This is a genomic window from Pseudomonas sp. W22_MBD1_FP4 (assembly GCF_052113765.1).
GTDB classification, from domain to species: domain Bacteria; phylum Pseudomonadota; class Gammaproteobacteria; order Pseudomonadales; family Pseudomonadaceae; genus Aquipseudomonas; species Aquipseudomonas sivasensis.
In genome coordinates this window covers 242320-261088 of sequence record NZ_JBGQOI010000005.1, presented here as the reverse complement: position 1 = coordinate 261088, position 18769 = coordinate 242320, and the positions used below count along the sequence as shown (strand labels likewise).

The 18769-nt window shown below is 58.6% G+C and carries 16 protein-coding genes; 10 read left to right on the top strand and 6 right to left on the bottom strand.

The features are described from left to right. Positions 1 to 62: 62 nt before the first annotated feature. Entirely contained in the window at positions 63 to 830 is a 768-nt protein-coding gene (locus ACEN2T_RS09720; RefSeq protein ID WP_442116615.1) for a peptidoglycan-binding protein, read from the bottom strand. A gap of 135 nt (positions 831 to 965) precedes the next feature. Between ACEN2T_RS09720 and def the strand changes: the two genes are divergently transcribed. From def to ACEN2T_RS09695, 5 genes are all read left to right on the top strand, one after another. Continuing rightward, complete coding sequence (gene def, locus ACEN2T_RS09715) at positions 966 to 1472, top strand: peptide deformylase (RefSeq protein WP_032885135.1); 507 nt, start codon at positions 966 to 968, stop codon at positions 1470 to 1472. Positions 1473 to 1541: 69 nt separating this feature from the next. Beyond that, positions 1542 to 2495, top strand: a complete 954-nt coding sequence (gene fmt / locus ACEN2T_RS09710; protein ID WP_442116614.1) for a methionyl-tRNA formyltransferase — start codon at positions 1542 to 1544, stop codon at positions 2493 to 2495. Then, the gene (rsmB, locus tag ACEN2T_RS09705) at positions 2492 to 3802 is read left to right on the top strand and encodes a 16S rRNA (cytosine(967)-C(5))-methyltransferase RsmB (RefSeq protein ID WP_032885139.1); all 1311 of its coding nucleotides are present in this window, start codon (positions 2492 to 2494) and stop codon (positions 3800 to 3802) included. The genes fmt and rsmB overlap by 4 nt, the downstream gene beginning before the upstream one ends. A gap of 23 nt (positions 3803 to 3825) precedes the next feature. Then, entirely contained in the window at positions 3826 to 5199 is a 1374-nt protein-coding gene (gene trkA / locus ACEN2T_RS09700) for a Trk system potassium transporter TrkA (RefSeq protein ID WP_032885140.1), read from the top strand. 18 nt (positions 5200 to 5217) lie between these two features. Beyond that, entirely contained in the window at positions 5218 to 5529 is a 312-nt protein-coding gene (locus ACEN2T_RS09695; RefSeq protein WP_442116613.1) for a tetratricopeptide repeat protein, read from the top strand. A gap of 77 nt (positions 5530 to 5606) precedes the next feature. Here the strand turns inward: ACEN2T_RS09695 and ACEN2T_RS09690 are convergent, their stop codons facing one another. Continuing rightward, positions 5607 to 6494 carry a lysophospholipid acyltransferase gene (locus ACEN2T_RS09690; RefSeq protein WP_032885142.1) on the bottom strand — a complete coding sequence of 296 codons (888 nt, stop codon included), beginning with the start codon at positions 6492 to 6494 and terminating at the stop codon, positions 5607 to 5609. Between the two features lie 40 nt (positions 6495 to 6534). Continuing rightward, on the bottom strand, positions 6535 to 7092 hold the full coding sequence (locus tag ACEN2T_RS09685) for a DNA-3-methyladenine glycosylase I (protein ID WP_032885143.1): 558 nt from the start codon (positions 7090 to 7092) through the stop codon (positions 6535 to 6537). A gap of 81 nt (positions 7093 to 7173) precedes the next feature. On the opposite strand from ACEN2T_RS09685, the gene glyQ reads away from it, so the two are divergent. From glyQ to ACEN2T_RS09665, 4 genes are all read left to right on the top strand, one after another. Further along, positions 7174 to 8127 carry a glycine--tRNA ligase subunit alpha gene (gene glyQ, locus ACEN2T_RS09680; protein ID WP_003213601.1) on the top strand — a complete coding sequence of 318 codons (954 nt, stop codon included), beginning with the start codon at positions 7174 to 7176 and terminating at the stop codon, positions 8125 to 8127. After that, a complete protein-coding gene (gene glyS, locus ACEN2T_RS09675; protein ID WP_095185271.1) occupies positions 8124 to 10178 on the top strand; it encodes a glycine--tRNA ligase subunit beta in 2055 nt (684 codons plus the stop codon). The genes glyQ and glyS overlap by 4 nt, the downstream gene beginning before the upstream one ends. Positions 10179 to 10180: 2 nt before the next feature. After that, positions 10181 to 10717: a D-glycero-beta-D-manno-heptose 1,7-bisphosphate 7-phosphatase gene (gmhB, locus tag ACEN2T_RS09670; RefSeq protein WP_012721458.1), complete on the top strand. Its 537-nt coding sequence runs from the start codon at positions 10181 to 10183 to the stop codon at positions 10715 to 10717. A gap of 82 nt (positions 10718 to 10799) precedes the next feature. Next, a complete protein-coding gene (locus ACEN2T_RS09665) occupies positions 10800 to 11570 on the top strand; it encodes a lysophospholipid acyltransferase family protein (protein ID WP_442116612.1) in 771 nt (256 codons plus the stop codon). A gap of 178 nt (positions 11571 to 11748) precedes the next feature. Here the strand turns inward: ACEN2T_RS09665 and ACEN2T_RS09660 are convergent, their stop codons facing one another. Then, positions 11749 to 14031, bottom strand: coding sequence for a CHASE2 domain-containing protein (locus ACEN2T_RS09660; protein WP_122764016.1), 2283 nt, complete (start codon positions 14029 to 14031; stop codon positions 11749 to 11751). Positions 14032 to 14412: 381 nt separating this feature from the next. On the opposite strand from ACEN2T_RS09660, the gene ACEN2T_RS09655 reads away from it, so the two are divergent. Then, positions 14413 to 15135 (top strand): response regulator transcription factor, encoded by a 723-nt coding sequence (locus ACEN2T_RS09655; RefSeq protein ID WP_032885147.1) that lies wholly within the window; start codon positions 14413 to 14415, stop codon positions 15133 to 15135. A 103-nt stretch (positions 15136 to 15238) separates the two neighbouring features. Here ACEN2T_RS09655 and gyrB read toward each other — a convergent pair whose 3' ends face one another. Together gyrB and recF are read right to left on the bottom strand one after the other, a co-directional pair. Further along, the gene (gene gyrB / locus ACEN2T_RS09650; RefSeq protein ID WP_032885149.1) at positions 15239 to 17656 is read right to left on the bottom strand and encodes a DNA topoisomerase (ATP-hydrolyzing) subunit B; all 2418 of its coding nucleotides are present in this window, start codon (positions 17654 to 17656) and stop codon (positions 15239 to 15241) included. A gap of 4 nt (positions 17657 to 17660) precedes the next feature. Continuing rightward, the gene (gene recF, locus ACEN2T_RS09645) at positions 17661 to 18764 is read right to left on the bottom strand and encodes a DNA replication/repair protein RecF (protein ID WP_012721452.1); all 1104 of its coding nucleotides are present in this window, start codon (positions 18762 to 18764) and stop codon (positions 17661 to 17663) included. Between the last annotated feature and the right edge of the window lie 5 nt (positions 18765 to 18769).

Below are 18769 nucleotides of genomic sequence, written 5' to 3'. Positions count from 1 at the left end.
TGATCATCCTTGACCGGAACAAGCTGTGGATAACTCTGTTGGTAACTTATTTAGCAGGCTATTTATTGCGTTTGCGCAGCAGTCTCGAAACGGTCCATGACTGCCAACGGGCGTGAGGCGCTGAGAACCAGGCCATAACTGAGTTTTTCGTAGGTGCGGAACACCAGCAGAGTGCCGGCGCGCTCATCGGGTAGCTTCGTGGGAACACCGGTGAGCGGGTCGCGGACGGTGGCGCCGGTTTTAATGACGGTCAGCAGTTGACCCTCCATCAGACCGTCGCGCCGGCCTTTACTCAGGGTGACGGCGTCCAGCACGCCAATCTGGGTGACGCCCCTGGGGATATCGATGATTTTTCCTTCGATGAAAGGCGCTGACTTTACGGGCTCCAGCGCCGTAGGCAATTGCGCGCGGAGCAGGCGGTCGCCAGGGCGTACCTCCTGAGTTACCCGTTGCACAGAGAGGGTGGTGAGGTCGCCAGCCATCACAAAGCGCGCGGTACCGATGTCATCGGCGTTGATACCCAGCAATTCCTGCGTTTGGGGGTCGGCGTAGACCTTGCCTCGGCGAAAGATCCCATAGCTTGGCTGGGCCGGATCCAGGTCGCCTCTGGCGTGCACACGTTCGCCATTGGCCCCCAGCACGCGCCCGCCGTCGGTCGCGACAATGTAAGGCGCATTGTCCAGATCCTGAGGCGTATCAAGAATACGGTTATGCAATAAAAACCGCTGAATGGCCTGTTGCGTCGGTTGATCCAGACGCGAGCCAGGTTGGGGAAGCAGGGCTGCGGCGAACGGGGCCCATAGCAGCAAGACGAGTAGCGATTTCCTCATGGGGTGAATCTCCTTTATTATGTGCGTTCGCGTGAAATGCCAGAGCCTTCGCGGCTTTCGAACCTTTCACACCGGCCGTATGGGTCCATCCCACCGCCGATTTGCCTTTACCTCACATGTGCAGCAATTACGCTTATGGCTATTTTGAACATCCTCGAATTCCCCGACTCGCGCCTGCGCACGATCGCCAAACCGGTGGCCGTAGTGGACGACAAGGTTCGTCAGTTGGTCGATGACATGTTTGAAACAATGTATGAAGCCCCGGGCATTGGCCTCGCCGCCACCCAGGTCAACGTGCATCAGCGCGTCGTGGTCATGGACCTGTCGGAAGACCGTAGCGAACCGATGGTGTACATCAACCCTGAGTTCGAGCCACTGACCGAAGAGATGGGCGAATATCAGGAAGGCTGCCTGTCGGTGCCGGAGTTCTACGAGAACGTCGAGCGCCCGCTGCGCGTGAAGATCAAAGCCTTGGACCGTGACGGTAAGCCGTTCGAGCTGATTGCCGAAGGCCTGTTGGCAGTGTGCATCCAGCACGAATGCGACCACCTCAACGGCAAACTATTTGTCGATTACCTGTCCACGCTCAAGCGCGACAGGATCAAGAAGAAGCTGGAAAAAAAGCATCGCCAGCAAGCTTGATGCCCTCCTTCCAAAGGCTTGCTGCGGCAAGCCTTTTTCTTTTGTGACTGTTTTTAACCGAGACTTCCCATGACCGAGCCATTGCGCATTGTTTTTGCCGGCACCCCTGAATTCGCCGCCGAACACCTCAAGGCGCTGCTTGCCAGCCCTCACGATGTCATTGCGGTGTATACCCAGCCGGATCGCCCGGCCGGTCGCGGGCAAAAACTGATGCCGAGCCCGGTCAAGCAGTTGGCGCTTGAGCACAACATTCCTGTACTGCAGCCGCCTACCCTGCGCAACGCCGAGGCCCAGGCCGAGCTGGCTGCGCTCAATCCTGACCTAATGGTGGTGGTGGCTTACGGCTTGATCCTGCCGCAAGTGGTGCTGGATATCCCGCGCCTGGGTTGCATCAACAGCCATGCGTCGCTGCTGCCACGCTGGCGCGGTGCGGCGCCGATCCAGCGCGCGGTGGAAGCCGGTGATGCGCAAAGCGGTGTGACCGTGATGCGCATGGAGGCAGGTTTGGACACCGGCCCGATGCTGCTCAAAGTGGTTACGCCGATCACCGCCGAAGACACTGGCGGCAGCCTGCACGACCGCCTGGCCGAAATGGGCCCAACTGCCGTCATCCAAGCCATCGCCGGCCTCGCCGAAGGCACCCTGGAAGGCGAAGTGCAGGACGATAGCTTGGCCACCTACGCCCACAAATTGAACAAAGACGAAGCACGCATCGACTGGAGCCGCCCGGCGGTGGAGCTGGAACGGCTGGTGCGTGCCTTCAACCCGTGGCCGGTCTGCCACAGCACCCTCAACGGCGAAGCCTTGAAAGTGTTGGCTGCCCATTTGGCGGACGGCAAAGGCGCCCCCGGCGAGATAATCGGCGCCAGCAAGGAAGGCCTGTTGGTCGCCTGCGGTGAACAGGCGCTGTGCCTGACGCGTCTGCAATTACCCGGCGGCAAGGCACTGAATTTCAGCGACTTGTTCAACAGCCGTCGTGAGAAATTTTCCCTGGGCACTGTACTTGGGGTGGCCGCGCAATGAACCCACGTCTGGCCGCCGCCAAGGCTCTCGCCGCCGTACTCAACGGCAAGGCTTCGCTGAACAGTTCACTGCCCACGCAGTTGGATAAAGTCGAAGACCGTGACCGCGGCTTCACCCAGGACCTGGCCTTTGGCACCGCCCGTTGGCAACCTCGTTTGTCGGCGCTGGCGGCCAAGCTGCTGCAAAAGCCTTTCAAGGCGGCCGATGCTGACGTCGAGGCGCTGCTGCTGGTAGGGCTTTATCAGTTGCTCTACACCCGCGTGCCGGCCCACGCCGCCATCGGTGAAACCGTCGGATGCGCCGACAAGCTGAAAAAACCTTGGGCCAAGGCCCTGCTCAACGCTGTGCTGCGCCGTGCCCAACGCGAAAGCGAGGCGCTGCTGGCGGAGCTGGAACATGACCCGGTAGTGCGCACCGCCCACCCGCGCTGGCTGCAAAAATCCCTCAAGGCGTTCTGGCCCGAGCAGTGGGAAGCCATTTGCGCGGCGAACAATGCGCACCCGCCGATGATCCTGCGGGTCAACCGTCGCCATCACAGCCGTGACGCATACCTGCAATTGCTGACGGCCGCAGGCATCAACGCGACGCCGTGCGTGTACAGCACCGACGGCATCGTGCTGGAGGCCGCCGCCGATGTACGCAGCCTGCCGGGCTTTGCCGAGGGTTGGATCAGTGTGCAGGACGAAGCCGCGCAACTGGCCGCCGACCTGCTCGATCTGGCACCGGGCCAGCGCGTGCTGGACGCTTGTTGTGCACCAGGCGGTAAGACATGTCACATCCTGGAAGTCGAAAAAGGCTTGGCCGGTGTCGTCGCTGTTGACCTAGAAGCCAAGCGCCTCGTGCGTGTAAGGGAAAACCTCGCACGCCTGGGCCTGAGCGCCGAACTGATCGCCGCCGACGGCCGTGACACCGCCGCATGGTGGGACGGCAAACCGTTCCAGCGCATTCTGCTGGACGCGCCTTGCTCCGCGACCGGTGTGATCCGCCGCCACCCGGACATCAAGCTCACACGCCAACCCGACGACATCGCCGCCCTGGCCGCGCTGCAAGGTGAACTGTTGGACGCGATGTGGCCGACCCTCGAAGTCGGCGGCATTCTGCTCTACGCCACCTGCTCGACATTGCCCACCGAAAATACTGAGGTGATCGAAGCCTTCCTCGCTCGCACAAGCGGCGCCCGTGAGCTGGATCTCGCCACGACGGCCGGTATCAAGCAGCCTCACGGTCGCCAACTGCTCGCGCAAGAAGGCGGACACGATGGCTTCTACTACGCCAAACTGATCAAGATCGCCGCCGCGCGTGGCTGAATGGTTATTGAGGGAGTGACCGGATGAAAATCATCATCCTTGGGGCAGGGCAGGTCGGCGGCACACTGGCCGAACATTTGGCCAGTGAAGCCAACGACATTACCGTGGTCGACACCGATAGCGAACGACTGCGCGACTTGGGCGACCGCCTGGATATCCGCACCGTACAAGGTCGTGCGTCGTTTCCTACGGTGCTGCGTCAGGCCGGTGCCGACGATGCCGACATGCTCGTGGCGGTGACCAACAGCGACGAGACCAATATGGTCGCCTGCCAAGTCGCCCATACCCTGTTCCACACCCCGACCAAGATCGCCCGGGTCCGCGAAGCCGCCTACCTGACCCGCGCCGGCCTGTTTGATAACGACGCCATTCCTGTAGATGTGCTCATCAGTCCTGAGCAAGTGGTGACCCACTACATCAAGCGCCTGATCGAAATCCCGGGCGCCTTGCAGGTGATCGACTTCGCCGGTGGCAAAGCCCAATTGGTCGCAGTGAAGGCCTATTACGGCGGTCCACTGGTCGGCCAACAACTGCGCCAACTGCGTGAACACATGCCCAATGTGGAAACCCGCGTAGCGGCGATTTTTCGGCGTGACCGGCCGATCCTGCCGCAGGGCGATACAGTGATCGAAGCCGACGACGAGGTGTTTTTCATCGCGGCCAAAGCGAATATTCGCGCCGTCATGAGCGAAATGCGCCGGCTCGACGAGAACTACAAGCGCATCGTTATCGCCGGCGGCGGCCAGATCGGCGAGCGGCTGGCCGAGGCCATCGAGAGTCGTTACCAAGTGAAGATCATCGAGATGAATCCGGCGCGCTGCCGGCATTTGTCCGACACCCTCGACAGCACCGTCGTCCTGCAAGGCAGCGCCTCGGACCGCGACCTGTTGATGGAAGAGAACATCGCCGACGCCGACATCTTCCTGGCCCTGACCAACGATGACGAAGCCAACATCATGTCGTCGCTGCTGGCCAAGCGGCTGGGGGCGAAGAAGGTGATGACGATCATCAACAACCCGGCCTATGTCGACCTGATCCAGGGCGGCGATATCGACATCGCCATCAGCCCGCAACTGGCGACCATCGGCACCTTGCTGGCCCACGTACGCCGTGGCGATATCGTCAGCGTGCACTCCCTGCGGCGCGGCGCGGCGGAAGCCATTGAGGCGATCGCCCATGGGGATTCGAAGTCGAGCAAAGTGATCGGCAAAGCCATCCGCGATATCGGCCTGCCGCCGGGCACAACCATTGGCGCGATCATTCGTGACGAAGAGGTGATCATTGCCCACGACGATACGATGATCGCCACGGGTGACCACGTGATCCTGTTCCTGGTGGATAAAAAACATATCCGCGATGTGGAGAAGTTGTTCCACGTGGGATTGAGCTTTTTCTGATCAACCGGAGTGACCGACATGCTCGAATCCCTGGAAAAAATGCTCGCCAAGGGTGTGGATAATTCGCTGCTGCGCTTCGGCTTGGGCAAGGGTTATCTGGATTTGAAGGACAACGCCAAAGCGGCGGAGCATTTGCAGAAATGCGTCGAGTTCGATCCGAAGTATTCGGCGGCGTGGAAGTTGTTGGGCAAGGCACAGTTAGGCCAGGGTGATAACTCCGCAGCGCGACAGGCGTGGGAGAAGGGCGCTGAAGCGGCCCAGGCCCATGGCGACAAGCAGGCCGAAAAAGAGATGACGGTGTTCCTGAAGAAACTCGACCGCCAAAGCTAAGCAGATCGAAAATGTGGGAGGGGCAAGTCGAATCGTCGCACCGCCCCTCCCACATTTGGTTTTGTATTGTCTTTGGGTCAATACCACCGCTCTTCACCCGGCGGGCGTTTCTTGAAGCGCTTCATGCTCCACATGTACTGGCTCGGGTAGGCGCCGACATAACGCTCAACGACCTTGCTCATCGCCGCGCAAGAAGTGGCTGTGTCTGTGCTGTACATGTCTTCCGGCGCAGCTTCCAGGATCACTTTGTAGCCCGAACCATCCGGCAGTCGCAGGGCATGCAGGAATACACCGACCGCCTTATGGCCCGCGAGCATATTCGGCACGAACTTGCTGGTGAGCGCCTGGGTTGCAAAGAACGGCACGAAGATCCCCGCCGATTCCGCCGGCTCCGGGTCAGCGGGAATACCCACTTGGCCACCTTTACGCACTTCCTTGATCACACTGAGGATGCCTTCCTTAGTAGAAGCCGCCACACGGTTGCCCAACTGCACGCGCTGTTTGCGCAGCAACTCATCCACTGCCTTGAGCTTGGGCGGGCGGTAAAAAATGATCGGTTTGCACTGGTTGCAGTAAAAGTGGTTCAACACTTCCCAGTTGCCCAGGTGGCTGGTGATGCCGACTACGCCTTTGCCCGAGGCCAGAGCTTCGTGCAGCACTTCCAGGCCTTCGACTTCACGCACCAGGTCGATGGAACGCTGGGCCGGCCAGATCCAGGCGCAGGCGCTTTCAGTCAGGGACTTGCCGATGTCCATCAGGCTTTGGCCGACCAGGCGCTCCCGGGCGGCGGGGTCCATGTCCGGAAAGCATTTTGATAGGTTGATCCGCACCGTTTCGCGGGATCGGTTGGGGGTTTTCCACATGATCCAGCCGATGGCCGAACCCACGGCTTGCACTGCGCGCCATGGCAGCAGGGCAAACAACCGAAGAGCGCCTACCAGCAAGGCGCCTTTAAACTTTTCCACAGGTCACTCCTGATCGTGTGTGGTGCGCAAAGCGCGCATTCTAACCGGCGTTGACCAAGTCCGCGTAACGGTCGCAGTCCTGAGTGTGGTCCATGACCATGCCAGAGGCCTGCATGAACGCGTAACAGATGGTCGGGCCAACAAAGGTGAAACCGGCTTTCTTGAGTGCTTTGCTCATGGCTTCAGCCTCCGGCGTAATCGCCGGCACTTCGCTGCGGTCCTTGAAATGGTTGACCTTGGGCACCCCGCCGACAAACGACCAGAGCAACCCCACCGGGTCCTCCAGCGCCAGCCAAGCCGCAGCGTTGCGCCGGGTGGCGTTGAGCTTGAGGCGGTTGCGCACGATACCTGGGTCGAGCATCAGCGCTTCGATCTCGTCATCGCCCAATTGCGCCAACCGCTGCGGATCAAAACCGAACAAGACCTTTCGATAATGCTCGCGTTTGCGTAAAACGGTGATCCAGGAAAGGCCCGCCTGGAACCCTTCGAGTAAAAGCAACTCGAACAAACCCTGCGCATCGCGTAGCGGCGTTCCCCACTCCTGATCGTGATATGCCATGTACAGCGGATCTTCAGAACACCAAAAGCAGCGTGGCATAAGGCTCCAGGGGATGGTGGCGCGGCCGAATCGGGTATACTCCCGCTCTTTAAATCGCAGCCCAAGTAACAGGTGAATTTCGTGAGCCAGCCTACGCCAGCCGTGCGTACCTTCCAAGACTTGATCCTCGCCCTCCAGCAATACTGGGCCGAGCAAGGTTGTGTGGTACTTCAGCCCTACGATATGGAAGTAGGCGCCGGCACTTTCCACACCGCTACCTTCCTGCGGGCCATTGGCCCGGAAACCTGGAACGCCGCTTATGTGCAGCCCAGTCGTCGCCCGACTGACGGCCGCTACGGCGAAAACCCGAACCGTCTGCAGCACTACTACCAGTTCCAGGTGGTATTGAAGCCGAACCCGGACAATTTCCAGGAACTGTACCTGGGCTCGCTCAAGCATGTTGGCCTGGATCCGCTGGTCCACGATATCCGCTTTGTCGAAGACAACTGGGAGTCGCCGACCCTGGGCGCCTGGGGCTTGGGCTGGGAAGTCTGGCTCAACGGCATGGAAGTAACGCAGTTCACTTACTTCCAGCAAGCCGGTGGCATCGAGTGCTACCCGGTGACCGGCGAAATCACCTACGGCCTTGAGCGCCTGGCCATGTACCTGCAAGGCGTGGACTCGGTCTACGACCTAGTATGGGCTGACGGCCCGTTCGGCAAAGTGACTTACGGCGATGTGTTCCACCAGAACGAAGTGGAGCAATCCACCTACAACTTCGAACACGCCAACGTCGAAAAGCTGTTCGAACTGTTCGACTTCTACGAAAGCGAAGCCAAGCGTCTGATCGAACTCGATCAGCCGCTGCCGCTGCCAAGCTATGAAATGGTGTTGAAGGCGTCCCATACCTTCAACCTGCTGGACGCCCGCCGTGCCATCTCGGTAACCGCGCGCCAGCAATACATCCTGCGTGTACGCACCCTGGCGCGTTCCGTCGCCCAAGCCTACCTGCTGGCTCGCGCCAAGCTGGGCTTCCCGATGGCAACCCCGGACCTGCGTGATGAAGTGTTGGCTAAGCTGGAGGCTGCACAATGAGTGCTCAAGATTTCCTGGTTGAACTGGGCACCGAAGAGCTGCCACCGAAGGCACTCAACACCCTGGCCGATGCGTTCCTGGCCGGGATCGAAAAAGGCCTGCAAAGCGCTGGCCTGAAGTTTGAAGCCAAGAAAGTCTACGCCGCGCCACGTCGCCTGGCCGTGTTGCTGACCGCGCTGGAAACCCAGCAACCGGACCGCAGCATTAACCTCGACGGCCCGCCGCGCCAGGCGGCTTTCGACGCTGAAGGCAATCCGACCCAGGCTGCCCTTGGTTTTGCCAAGAAGTGTGGCGTGGAACTGAGCGAGATCGACCAGAGCGGTCCGAAACTGCGTTTCAGCCAAGTCATCACCGGTAAGCCGACTGCCAGCCTGCTGCCGACCATCGTTGAAGACTCCCTGAACGACCTGCCGATCCCCAAGCGCATGCGCTGGGGTGCACGCAAAGAAGAATTCGTCCGCCCAACCCAATGGCTGGTGATGCTGCTCGGTGACCAGGTCATTGACTGCACCATCCTCGCCCAGAAGGCCGGCCGAGATTCCCGCGGTCACCGCTTCCACCATCCAGAAGCCGTACGCATCACCTCGCCGGCGAACTATGCCGCCGATCTGCGTGCAGCCTATGTGCTGGCCGACGCCAACGAGCGTCGCGAGCTGATCAGCAAGCGCACCGAAGAACTGGCCCGCCTGCAGGAAGGCACCGCCATCGTGCCGCCAAGCCTGCTCGACGAAGTGACCGCGCTGGTTGAATGGCCTGTGCCGCTGGTGTGCTCGTTCGAAGAGCGCTTCCTCGATGTGCCGCAAGAAGCACTGATCACCACCATGCAGGACAACCAGAAGTACTTCTGCCTGCTGGACGTGGACGGTAAGTTGCTGCCGCGCTTTATCACCGTAGCCAACATTGAAAGCAAAGACCCGCAGCAGATCATCGCCGGTAACGAGAAAGTCGTTCGCCCGCGACTGACTGACGCTGAGTTCTTCTTCAAGCAAGACAAGAAGCAGAAGCTCGAAGACTTCAACCTGCGCCTGCAAAACGTGGTGTTCCAGGAAAAACTCGGTAGCGTCTACGACAAGGCTGTGCGTGTTTCCAAACTCGCTGCCTACATCGCACCACGCATCGGCGGCGATGCGGCCTCGGCCGCCCGCGCTGGTTTGCTGTCCAAGTGCGACCTGGCGACCGAGATGGTCGGCGAATTCCCAGAGATGCAAGGTGTTGCCGGCTATTACTACGCCCTCAACGATGGCGAGGCCGAAGACGTCGCCCTGGCGCTGAACGAGCAGTACATGCCACGCGGTGCTGGTGCAGAACTGCCAACTACCTTGACCGGTGCGGCCGTGGCCATCGCCGACAAGCTGGATACCCTGGTGGGCATCTTCGGTATCGGCATGCTGCCTACCGGTAGCAAAGACCCGTACGCCCTGCGCCGTGCGGCATTGGGCGTGCTGCGTATCCTGATCGACAAAAAACTCGACCTGGACCTGACACAGGCCATCGTGTTCGCGGTGGGTCAGTTCGGTACCAAGGTCAAGCAAGCGGGTCTGGCCGAGCAAGTGCTGGAGTTCGTGTTCGACCGCCTGCGTGCGCGTTACGAAGACGAAGGCGTGGACGTTTCCGTCTACCTGTCGGTTCGCGCCCTGCAGCCGGGTTCGGCGCTGGACTTCGATCAGCGCGTACAAGCCGTACAGGCCTTCCGTAAGTTGCCGGAAGCCGATGCCCTGGCCGCTGTGAACAAGCGTGTGTCGAACCTGCTGAGCAAGGCCGAAGGCCTGGGCAATGGCGACGTCGACCCTGGCCTGTTTGCCGATGCCAAAGAGTTCTCGCTGAATTCGGCCATCGCCAAGGCAGAAAACGCCGTCAAGCCGCTGATCGCCGAGCGTAACTACGCCGAAGCGCTGGCGCGCCTGGCCACCCTGCGTGAGCCGGTGGATGCGTTCTTCGAAGCCGTGATGATCAATGCCGAAGATGCCGGCGTGAGGAAAAACCGTTACGCCATGCTGGCGCGTCTGCGCGGCTTGTTCGTCAACATCGCTGACATTTCGACACTGAGCTGACCATGTTGAAACTGCTGATTCTCGATCGGGACGGGGTGATCAACTACGACTCCGACGCTTACATCAAGTCGGTGGCGGAATGGATTCCACTGCCCGGTTCGATCGAGGCCATCGCGCAGTTGAGCAAAGCCGGCTGGACGGTGGCCATCGCCACCAACCAGTCCGGCATTGCCCGTGGCTATTACGACATCGCTACCCTGGACGCCATGCACGCGCGCTTGCGCACGCTGGTGGCGGAGCAGGGCGGTGAGGTGGGGCTGGTGGTTTACTGCCCTCACGGGCCGGATGAGGGCTGCGATTGCCGCAAACCCAAACCTGGCATGTTGAAAACCATTGCAGAACATTACAAGGTGCCCTTGGCTGGGATATGGTTCGTCGGGGACAGCCTCGGTGACCTGGAGGCGGCCAAAGCCGTCGACTCTCAGCCAGTTTTGGTAAAGACCGGGAAAGGCGAAAAGACCCAGGCGAAAAACCTGCCGGTAGGCACCTTGATTTTTGACGATCTGGCGGCGGTTGCCGCAGAACTTATCAACAACTAGCCGCCCTCGACTTCCTGACCAAGGACTGTTCGGGAGTGCGCTTTTAACAGGCGGGCCCTGTCCCGCAACGGTAAATGCCGCCATGTCGATTTTGCAGGCCATCAGAACCTTTTTCTTTTACCTGCTGCTGGGCACCAGTTCGTTTCTCTGGTGCACCCTGAGCTTTTTTATTGCGCCGTTCCTGCCGTTCAAGGCGCGCTATCGCTTTATCAACGTCTATTGGTGCCGCTGCGCGTTGTGGCTGACCAAGGTGTTCCTGAACATTCGTTTCGAGGTCAAGGGCGCGGAAAACGTACCGGACCAGCCGTGCGTGATTTTGTCGAATCACCAGAGCACCTGGGAGACCTTCTTTCTCTCGGCTTACTTCTCGCCATTGAGTCAGGTGCTCAAGCGTGAGCTGCTGTACGTGCCGTTCTTCGGCTGGGCCATGGCTATGTTGCGCCCGATTGCTATCGACCGTGACAACCCCAAGGCAGCGCTCAAGCATGTCGCCAAGAAGGGCGATGAGCTGCTCAAAGACGGCGTGTGGGTGCTGATCTTTCCGGAAGGAACACGAGTCCCCTTCGGGACCGTAGGCAAGTTCTCCCGTGGCGGTACAGCATTGGCGGTCAACGCCAACCTGCCAGTGTTGCCGATTGCACATAACGCCGGCAGGTTCTGGCCGAAGACCGGTTGGGCAAAACGCGAGGGCACCATCACGGTGGTGATTGGCAAGCCAATGTACGCAGAAGGCGAAGGCCCACGCGCAATTGCAGCGCTGAATGAGCGCGCCCAGGCGTGGAATGAGGCACAGCAGCGGGCCATGGGTTCTCTACCGCCGGAGCCAGTTGTTGTGGATACTCCGGGGATATGAGGATCTGTGGATAACCTGTGTACGGTTTGTTGGCGAATCAGCTTTTTTGAGTCATAAGAAGCTGATTTACTTACATATTTCCAGAGCCGATAAAATCTCGAAAAACGTGCATAAGTTTTTTCCGCATAAAAAACCGGTCCTTGTGACCGGTTTTTTATGCACAGCAGAAAAGGACGTTTTAACAGTCTTCCAGCAAGGGCAATTGCAGTCTGAATGTGGTGCCTTTGCCTAGAGTGCTTTCACATTCGATACGTCCTCCATGGCGCTCCACGACTGCCTTGACCATGGTGAGCCCTAGCCCCAACCCTTCGCTGCCTTGGGCTGAATCAAAGCGTTTGTACTGGCTGAACAGCTCCGGTAAATCCTTGGAGGCTATCCCGGGGCCCTGGTCGCTGATAAGGCATTCCAACCAACCTTGTTCGCTGCTGTGTCTCAACCGGACGGTGGTGCCGGATGGCGAGTACTTGATCGCGTTCTCCAGCACATTGAATAACGCGCGAGTGAGTAGGGACTGATCGGCTGACACCATCCCTTCATCCGCCTCTTCAAGATCGTGGACCAGGTGAATACCTTTGAGCTGGGCGATCAGTGCTACCTGGTCAAAAGCATCCATTACCAGCATGGCAAACAGCGTCGGTTGGAAGTGGTAACCATCGGCCTCCGCTTTCGCCAACTGGACGAAGGATTCAGTCAGGCTCAAGGCTCGGCGTACTTGCTGCTCAATCTGAGAAAATACTGGCGACTCGGCGTTGTGCACGTCGAGCAGCGCGAGGATCGCCGAGTGCGGTGCACGCAGATCATGGGAAAGGAAACGCAGCATGGTTTCCCGGTGCTGCTGGGCCTCGCGCTCTTTGCTCAGGTCTGTGAGGCTTAGCAACCAACCCAGCGCCACATCCCCTTCGGCAGGTAGTAAAGGAGCAAGCTCCATGCGCAGGCTGCGTTGGTGAATATCACGGAACTCAACAAGCTCCAACGCCGAAAGGGCAGGGCGCACGCCGTTGTGCAGGGGTGGATAACCCAGATCAACCAATTGGTCCAATAGGTTTTGGTTGACCAGATCGCTGCCGAACACGTCGCGGGCAATGCGATTGGCCAGCAGGATATTGCCTTGTGTGTCTGTGATCAGCGTCGCCACCGGCAGGCACTCCAGTCCATCGGCCATAAAGCGTCGTGTGTCCCTTGTACGGCTTACCGCTTGCTCTAGGGCAAAGATGCGCCCCTGCAACACATCACCTTTGCTGGCAGGCGCACGTCGGCGCTCGGGCAGAACTTTGGGTTCGTCATCCAATCGGGCCAACTCCCAGCCAAAGTACGCCAGGATTACGCTGAGACGTCGCCAGTTCCAGATCAGGTAGCTGAGCAGCAATCCGATCAGGCAGGCCGCAGGCGACCACCAGTAGCCGATACGCAATAGGGCAAATGAGCCGAGCAAAGCCGTGAACATACAACCAAGGGTCATCCACAGCGCAAAGCGTGGGCGGTAGAGCAGCAGCCCCAGTAGTGCCGCCACCAGGGATGTTGCCATCAGGGCTGCCACCCAGTCGGGCAAGTCCACAATGCTGCGACCTTGCAGCAATCCATTGAGCACGTTGGCCTGAATCTCCACGCCCGCCGTGGTTCCCACCATGGGTGAGAGCGGCGTGACATAGCGATCGCCCATTCCCGATGCTGGCGCTCCTACCAGAATCAGGCGATTGCGCAGCCGCTCGGGGGAGACTTCGCCACGTAATACGCTGACATAAGACACGCTTGGAAAATGGCTGTCGGGGGCGATATACGGGATGCGAACTGCATACTCTCGATGCCAATCCTGGGAATTCGAATCCACAGGCTCACCTGGCATCTCTGAAGGCTGGCCGCTCATCGTGAACGCCAACCACGCCAACTGAGGTGCCGTCGCATTGGGTGGGCCCTCACGTAAATAAAGGCTGCGCACCACGCCATCGCTGTCAGCCTCCACGTTGATATGCCCAACCCCCTTGGCACATTTGAGCAGCGGCCGCATTTGTACTCTGGGTGGGCTATAACTGGCAGAGTCGTCACGCCCCAAGGGCAACAGTACGTTGCCGGCGTTGCACACCGCATCTGCCAAACGTTTTTCTTGGAGGGGATCGGCGGGATCGCTGAAGATTACATCCAACAGAATGCTGGCGGGTTGTGCAGCGCTCAGACGATCGATCAGGTCGGCGTGCAAACTAGGAGGCCAAGGCCACTGGCCGAGCTTCTTCAGGCTGGCGTCATCGATAGTAACCAGCAGGATACGCGGATCCACCGGCAGCGGTGTTAGACGGCGAAGGCTGTCATACAGCGGGTTGTTCAAAGCCAGGCCAGTACTCATTGAGAGGTAGGCTGTGATCGGCAACAACAGCAAACCGATCCACAACCACTCACGAACCAGACCGTGGAACAGCCGTTGGGCATGGGTGGGTTGACGTTTTTCGGCCTTGCCCCAGAGCATCATTGATCAGCGTGTCCCTGTTGTTGGCATGCGGTAGAAGGTGGCATATAGCGCCCAGTGAAGCTCATTTTTGACGCGGTGGAAAAGTTTTACTGCTTGGGACTCGTAAAGGTGGGAATTCCAAAGGGCATCCACTATCAGGGCACAGGAGTTTACGACAGCGCACGCGTCGGCTGATCCTTTTCCTTAAGGCTTGGAGCCGGTATCTTTCCCACGTAGGTACCGAGGACTTTAACTGGGTTAATCACTTATTGATCCCAGCGTACCGAGAGATCCAAGGGGCCGACGAATCTGCGCACAATTCTTCAGATTCGACGGCCGGCATCTGTGCAGTACGTGCCTTCACTACGGCTGCAGTACTCTTCGAGAAGAAAGGACCCACCCATGCGTGTCGCAATACTGGATGACGAACCCGCTGAATTGAGACGGGTGGAACAGACACTGCGACAAATCCCCAGCACCGCCGAACAGCCCTGGACCCTTCATTGCTTCGAGCGTGGCGAAGACCTGCTGCGCCAATTGCGTCGGGAAACCTTTGACCTGCTGATACTCGACTGGCAACTGCCCGATATCACTGGCATCGCATTGCTGCGCTGGACCCGTGAACACATGGAGTCCCCACCCGCCGTGATCATGCTCACTAGCCGCGATGCTGAAAGCGATATCGTCACCGCGTTGAACAGTGGCGCCGATGATTACGTCAGCAAACCCTTTCGCCCCAATGAACTGAAGGCTCGGGTGACCGCCGTTCTACGTCGCCATGGCCTGCAGAAGCCGGCGACCCAGGAAGTACAGAGCTTCAATGATCTGACCTTTGACGATGCCGAATTGACCGTCACTCGTGCGGGAAAACCGATCAACCTCACCGAGCGGGAATACCGCTTGGCGAGCTGCTTGTTCGCCAACCTGGCCCGGCCACTGTCCCGCGAGTACCTCTATGAGCGGTTCTGGACCCATGAAGAAATGGTGTCATCGAGACCCTTGGATACGCATATCTATCGGTTGCGTAACAAGCTGGGGCTTACCGCTGACAGGGGTTGGCAGCTGTTGACGATCTATGGGTATGGGTACCGGTTGGAGAGTGTGGCGACAGCTTCCCATGGGTGAAAACGGTGATGTTCCACGTGGAGCATTTTAGAAAAACTGATTTTCACGTAATAAAAAAGGCCAACGCATAGCGTTGGCCTTTTTTCTGCGGGTCTCGCCTGGATCAGAAATCCAGGTTAGACACTGCCAGAGCATTACTCTCGATGAAGTCACGGCGAGGCTCGACCGCATCACCCATCAGGGTGTTGAAGATCTGGTCTGCCCCAATGGCGTCTTCGATGGTCACGCGCAGCATGCGACGCTGAGCAGGGTCCATGGTGGTTTCCCACAATTGATCAGGGTTCATCTCACCCAAACCTTTGTATCGCTGGATGGTGTGGCGCTTGGTGCTTTCTGCCATCAACCAGTCCAGGGCCTCTTTGAACTCCTTGACTGCTTTCTTACGCTCGCCACGCTGAATGTAGGCGCCGTCGTCCAGCAGGGTGCTGAGTTGCGCGCCCAAGGTGACCACAGTTTTGTAGTCATTGCTGCCGAAGAAGTCGCGGTTGAAGGTGACGTAGTTCGACAGACCATGGGAGATCAGTTCGACCTCTGGCAGCCATACGTTACGTTCACGGTCTTCACGCAGACTGGCTTTGTACACCAGGCCAGATTTCTCCACAGTGCGCAGACGTACTTCGTACTGGGCCAGCCACTCCTGCATCGCTGCATGATCGCCCAACTGCTCCAGGCTCACGGCCGGCAGATAGATGAAGTGTTCGGTCAGTTCCTGTGGGTATAGGCGCGACAGCCGCTTGAGGGTCTTCATCACCATGCGGAAATCGTTAACCAGACGCTCCAACGCCTCACCGGAAATACCCGGTGCTTCGTCGTTCAAGTGCAGGCTCGCATCTTCCAGAGCCGACTGCGTCATGTACTCTTCCATGGCGTCGTCGTCTTTGATGTATTGCTCTTGCTTACCCTTTTTCACTTTGTACAAAGGTGGCTGGGCGATGTAGATGTAGCCACGCTCGATCAGCTCCGGCAACTGACGGAAGAAGAAAGTCAGCAGCAGAGTACGGATGTGAGAGCCGTCGACGTCAGCATCGGTCATGATGATGATGTTGTGATAGCGCAGCTTATCGATGTTGTACTCGTCGCGACCGATACCGCAGCCCAACGCCGTGATCAAGGTGCCAACTTCCTGGGAGGAAATCATCTTGTCGAAGCGAGCTTTCTCTACGTTAAGGATCTTACCCTTCAACGGCAGGATGGCCTGGGTGCGACGGTTACGACCCTGCTTGGCGGAACCGCCAGCAGAGTCACCTTCCACGAGGTACAGTTCGGAGAGGGCAGGGTCTTTTTCCTGGCAGTCAGCCAGTTTGCCCGGCAAGCCGGCAATATCCAACGCGCCTTTACGACGGGTCATCTCGCGAGCCTTACGCGCGGCTTCACGCGCACGCGCAGCATCGATCATCTTACCGACGACCAGCTTGGCTTCGTTCGGATTCTCCAGCAGGAAGTCCGAGAAGTATTTACCCATTTCCTGTTCAACGGCTGTCTTTACTTCGGAAGACACCAGCTTATCTTTGGTCTGGGAACTAAACTTAGGATCCGGCACTTTCACCGAGATAATCGCGGTCAGACCTTCACGCGCATCGTCACCGGTGGTGGCAACTTTATGCTTCTTCGCCAGGCCTTCGGCTTCGATGTAGGTGTTCAGGTTACGCGTCAGCGCGGAACGGAAACCCACCAAGTGAGTGCCGCCATCGCGCTGGGGAATGTTGTTGGTGAAGCACAACAGGTTCTCGTTGAAGCTGTCGTTCCACTGCAGGGCGATTTCCACGCCGATGCCGTCATCGCGCTGGATGTTGAAGTGAAACACCTGGTTGACCGCAGTCTTGTTGGTGTTCAGGTATTCAACGAATGCACGCAGACCACCTTCGTACTTGAACAGCTCTTCCTTGCCGCTGCGCTCGTCCTTAAGGACGATACCCACACCGGAGTTGAGGAAGGAGAGTTCGCGAATACGCTTGGCCAGAATGTCCCAGCTGAAGTGGATATTCTTGAATGTTTCATCGGACGGCTTGAAATGAATCTGAGTACCGGTGGTTTCACTGTCGCCAACGATTTTCATCGGCTCCTGTGGAACACCGTGGACGTAGGTCTGTTCCCAGATCTTTCCGCTACGGCGAACGGTCAGGATCAGCTCTTCGGACAGAGCATTCACTACCGATACACCCACACCGTGCAAACCGCCAGATACTTTATAGGAGTTATCGTCGAACTTACCGCCGGCGTGGAGCACGGTCATGATGACCTCTGCTGCCGAAACACCTTCTTCTTTGTGCACATCTACCGGAATGCCACGACCGTTGTCGCGCACGGTGATGGATTCGTCCGGGTGGATGATGATGCTGATGTCGTCGCAGTGACCGGCCAAAGCTTCGTCGATGGAGTTGTCGACCACCTCGAACACCATGTGGTGCAGACCGCTACCGTCATCAGTGTCGCCAATGTACATACCGGGACGTTTGCGTACGGCATCCAAACCTTTCAGCACTTTAATGCTGGTCGAGTCGTACGTGTTTTCTTCGCTCATGCCTTCACTCCCGATGGTCGTGGGTCTGGGTGATACGGCCTTGTTCCACGTGGAACAAAGCGACTGGCGTTTCCGTCTGCCAGCCTTCCCTCAATAATTCGTGGTCTACACAGGTGATAAAAACCTGGCAGCGTAATTCTTCCAACAAGCGGCATAACGCACGGCGATGTTGCTCGTCGAGTTCAGACGGCAAGTCATCCACCAGATAAATACACTGACCACGTCGGGCTTGGCTAACCAGATGCCCCTGGGCGATACGCAGTGCACACACCACCAACTTCTGCTGGCCACGGGACAAGATGTCCGCAGCATTGTGTGCGCCTAATCTAAGACGCAAATCAGCCCGTTGGGGTCCGGCCTGGGTATGGCCAATTTGCTGATCCCGTTGCAGGGAAGTCGCGAGCACTGCACTCAGCTCACGCTCTTTATCCCAACCACGGTAGTAACTCAGCGTCAGCCCCTCGAGATCCAACAACTCACTCAAGGTCTGCTCAAAGACTGGTTTCAAGGCTTTGATATAGGCGCGGCGGTATTCATCTATTTCATCGCTGGCCAGGCACAATTCACGGTCCCAGGCCGCTTGCGAAGCGGCGTCAAGTGTACCATGCCGCAGCCACGAGTTCCGCTGCCGCAGGGCCTTCTGCAGGCGCTGCCATGTGGCCATGAATCGTGGTTCCACGTGGAACACTCCCCAGTCGAGGAACTGCCTGCGGATTTTCGGCGCACCTTCCAGTAATCGGAAGCTGTCAGGGTTGATCAGTTGCAATGGCAGGATCTCTGCCAGTTGCGCAGCACTGCGAGCATTTTGCCCGTCGATGCGAATCTGGAACTCACCGCCGCGATCACGAGAAATCCCCAGGCTGCTGTGGCCTCCTTCTGCCAGTTCGACTTGGCCAAAGACCGTGCAGGCCAGTTGTTCGTACTGAATCACCGGCAACAAGCGGGCACTGCGAAAGGAACGGGCAAGCCCTAGTAGGTGGATGGCTTCCAGCACGCTGGTTTTGCCACTACCGTTGGCGCCGTGGAGGATGTTGATGCGGGGGGAGGGGGAGAAGGTCACCGGGTGCAAATTGCGCACCGCGGTGACCGAGACGCGACTAAGGGACATCTAGC

What these genes read in the sequence shown, in the direction of transcription:
- ACEN2T_RS09660 (WP_122764016.1), bottom strand. Translation starts at nt 14,031, where the DNA reads ATGATGCTCTGGGGCAAGGCCGAAAAACGTCAACCCACCCATGCCCAA.
- def (WP_032885135.1), top strand. Translation starts at nt 966, where the DNA reads ATGGCTATTTTGAACATCCTCGAATTCCCCGACTCGCGCCTGCGCACG.
- glyS (WP_095185271.1), top strand. Translation starts at nt 8,124, where the DNA reads ATGAGTGCTCAAGATTTCCTGGTTGAACTGGGCACCGAAGAGCTGCCA.
- ACEN2T_RS09720 (WP_442116615.1), bottom strand. Translation starts at nt 830, where the DNA reads ATGAGGAAATCGCTACTCGTCTTGCTGCTATGGGCCCCGTTCGCCGCA.
- recF (WP_012721452.1), bottom strand. Translation starts at nt 18,764, where the DNA reads ATGTCCCTTAGTCGCGTCTCGGTCACCGCGGTGCGCAATTTGCACCCG.
- gyrB (WP_032885149.1), bottom strand. Translation starts at nt 17,656, where the DNA reads ATGAGCGAAGAAAACACGTACGACTCGACCAGCATTAAAGTGCTGAAA.
- rsmB (WP_032885139.1), top strand. Translation starts at nt 2,492, where the DNA reads ATGAACCCACGTCTGGCCGCCGCCAAGGCTCTCGCCGCCGTACTCAAC.
- ACEN2T_RS09685 (WP_032885143.1), bottom strand. Translation starts at nt 7,092, where the DNA reads ATGCCACGCTGCTTTTGGTGTTCTGAAGATCCGCTGTACATGGCATAT.
- ACEN2T_RS09665 (WP_442116612.1), top strand. Translation starts at nt 10,800, where the DNA reads ATGTCGATTTTGCAGGCCATCAGAACCTTTTTCTTTTACCTGCTGCTG.
- gmhB (WP_012721458.1), top strand. Translation starts at nt 10,181, where the DNA reads ATGTTGAAACTGCTGATTCTCGATCGGGACGGGGTGATCAACTACGAC.
- ACEN2T_RS09695 (WP_442116613.1), top strand. Translation starts at nt 5,218, where the DNA reads ATGCTCGAATCCCTGGAAAAAATGCTCGCCAAGGGTGTGGATAATTCG.
- ACEN2T_RS09655 (WP_032885147.1), top strand. Translation starts at nt 14,413, where the DNA reads ATGCGTGTCGCAATACTGGATGACGAACCCGCTGAATTGAGACGGGTG.
- fmt (WP_442116614.1), top strand. Translation starts at nt 1,542, where the DNA reads ATGACCGAGCCATTGCGCATTGTTTTTGCCGGCACCCCTGAATTCGCC.
- trkA (WP_032885140.1), top strand. Translation starts at nt 3,826, where the DNA reads ATGAAAATCATCATCCTTGGGGCAGGGCAGGTCGGCGGCACACTGGCC.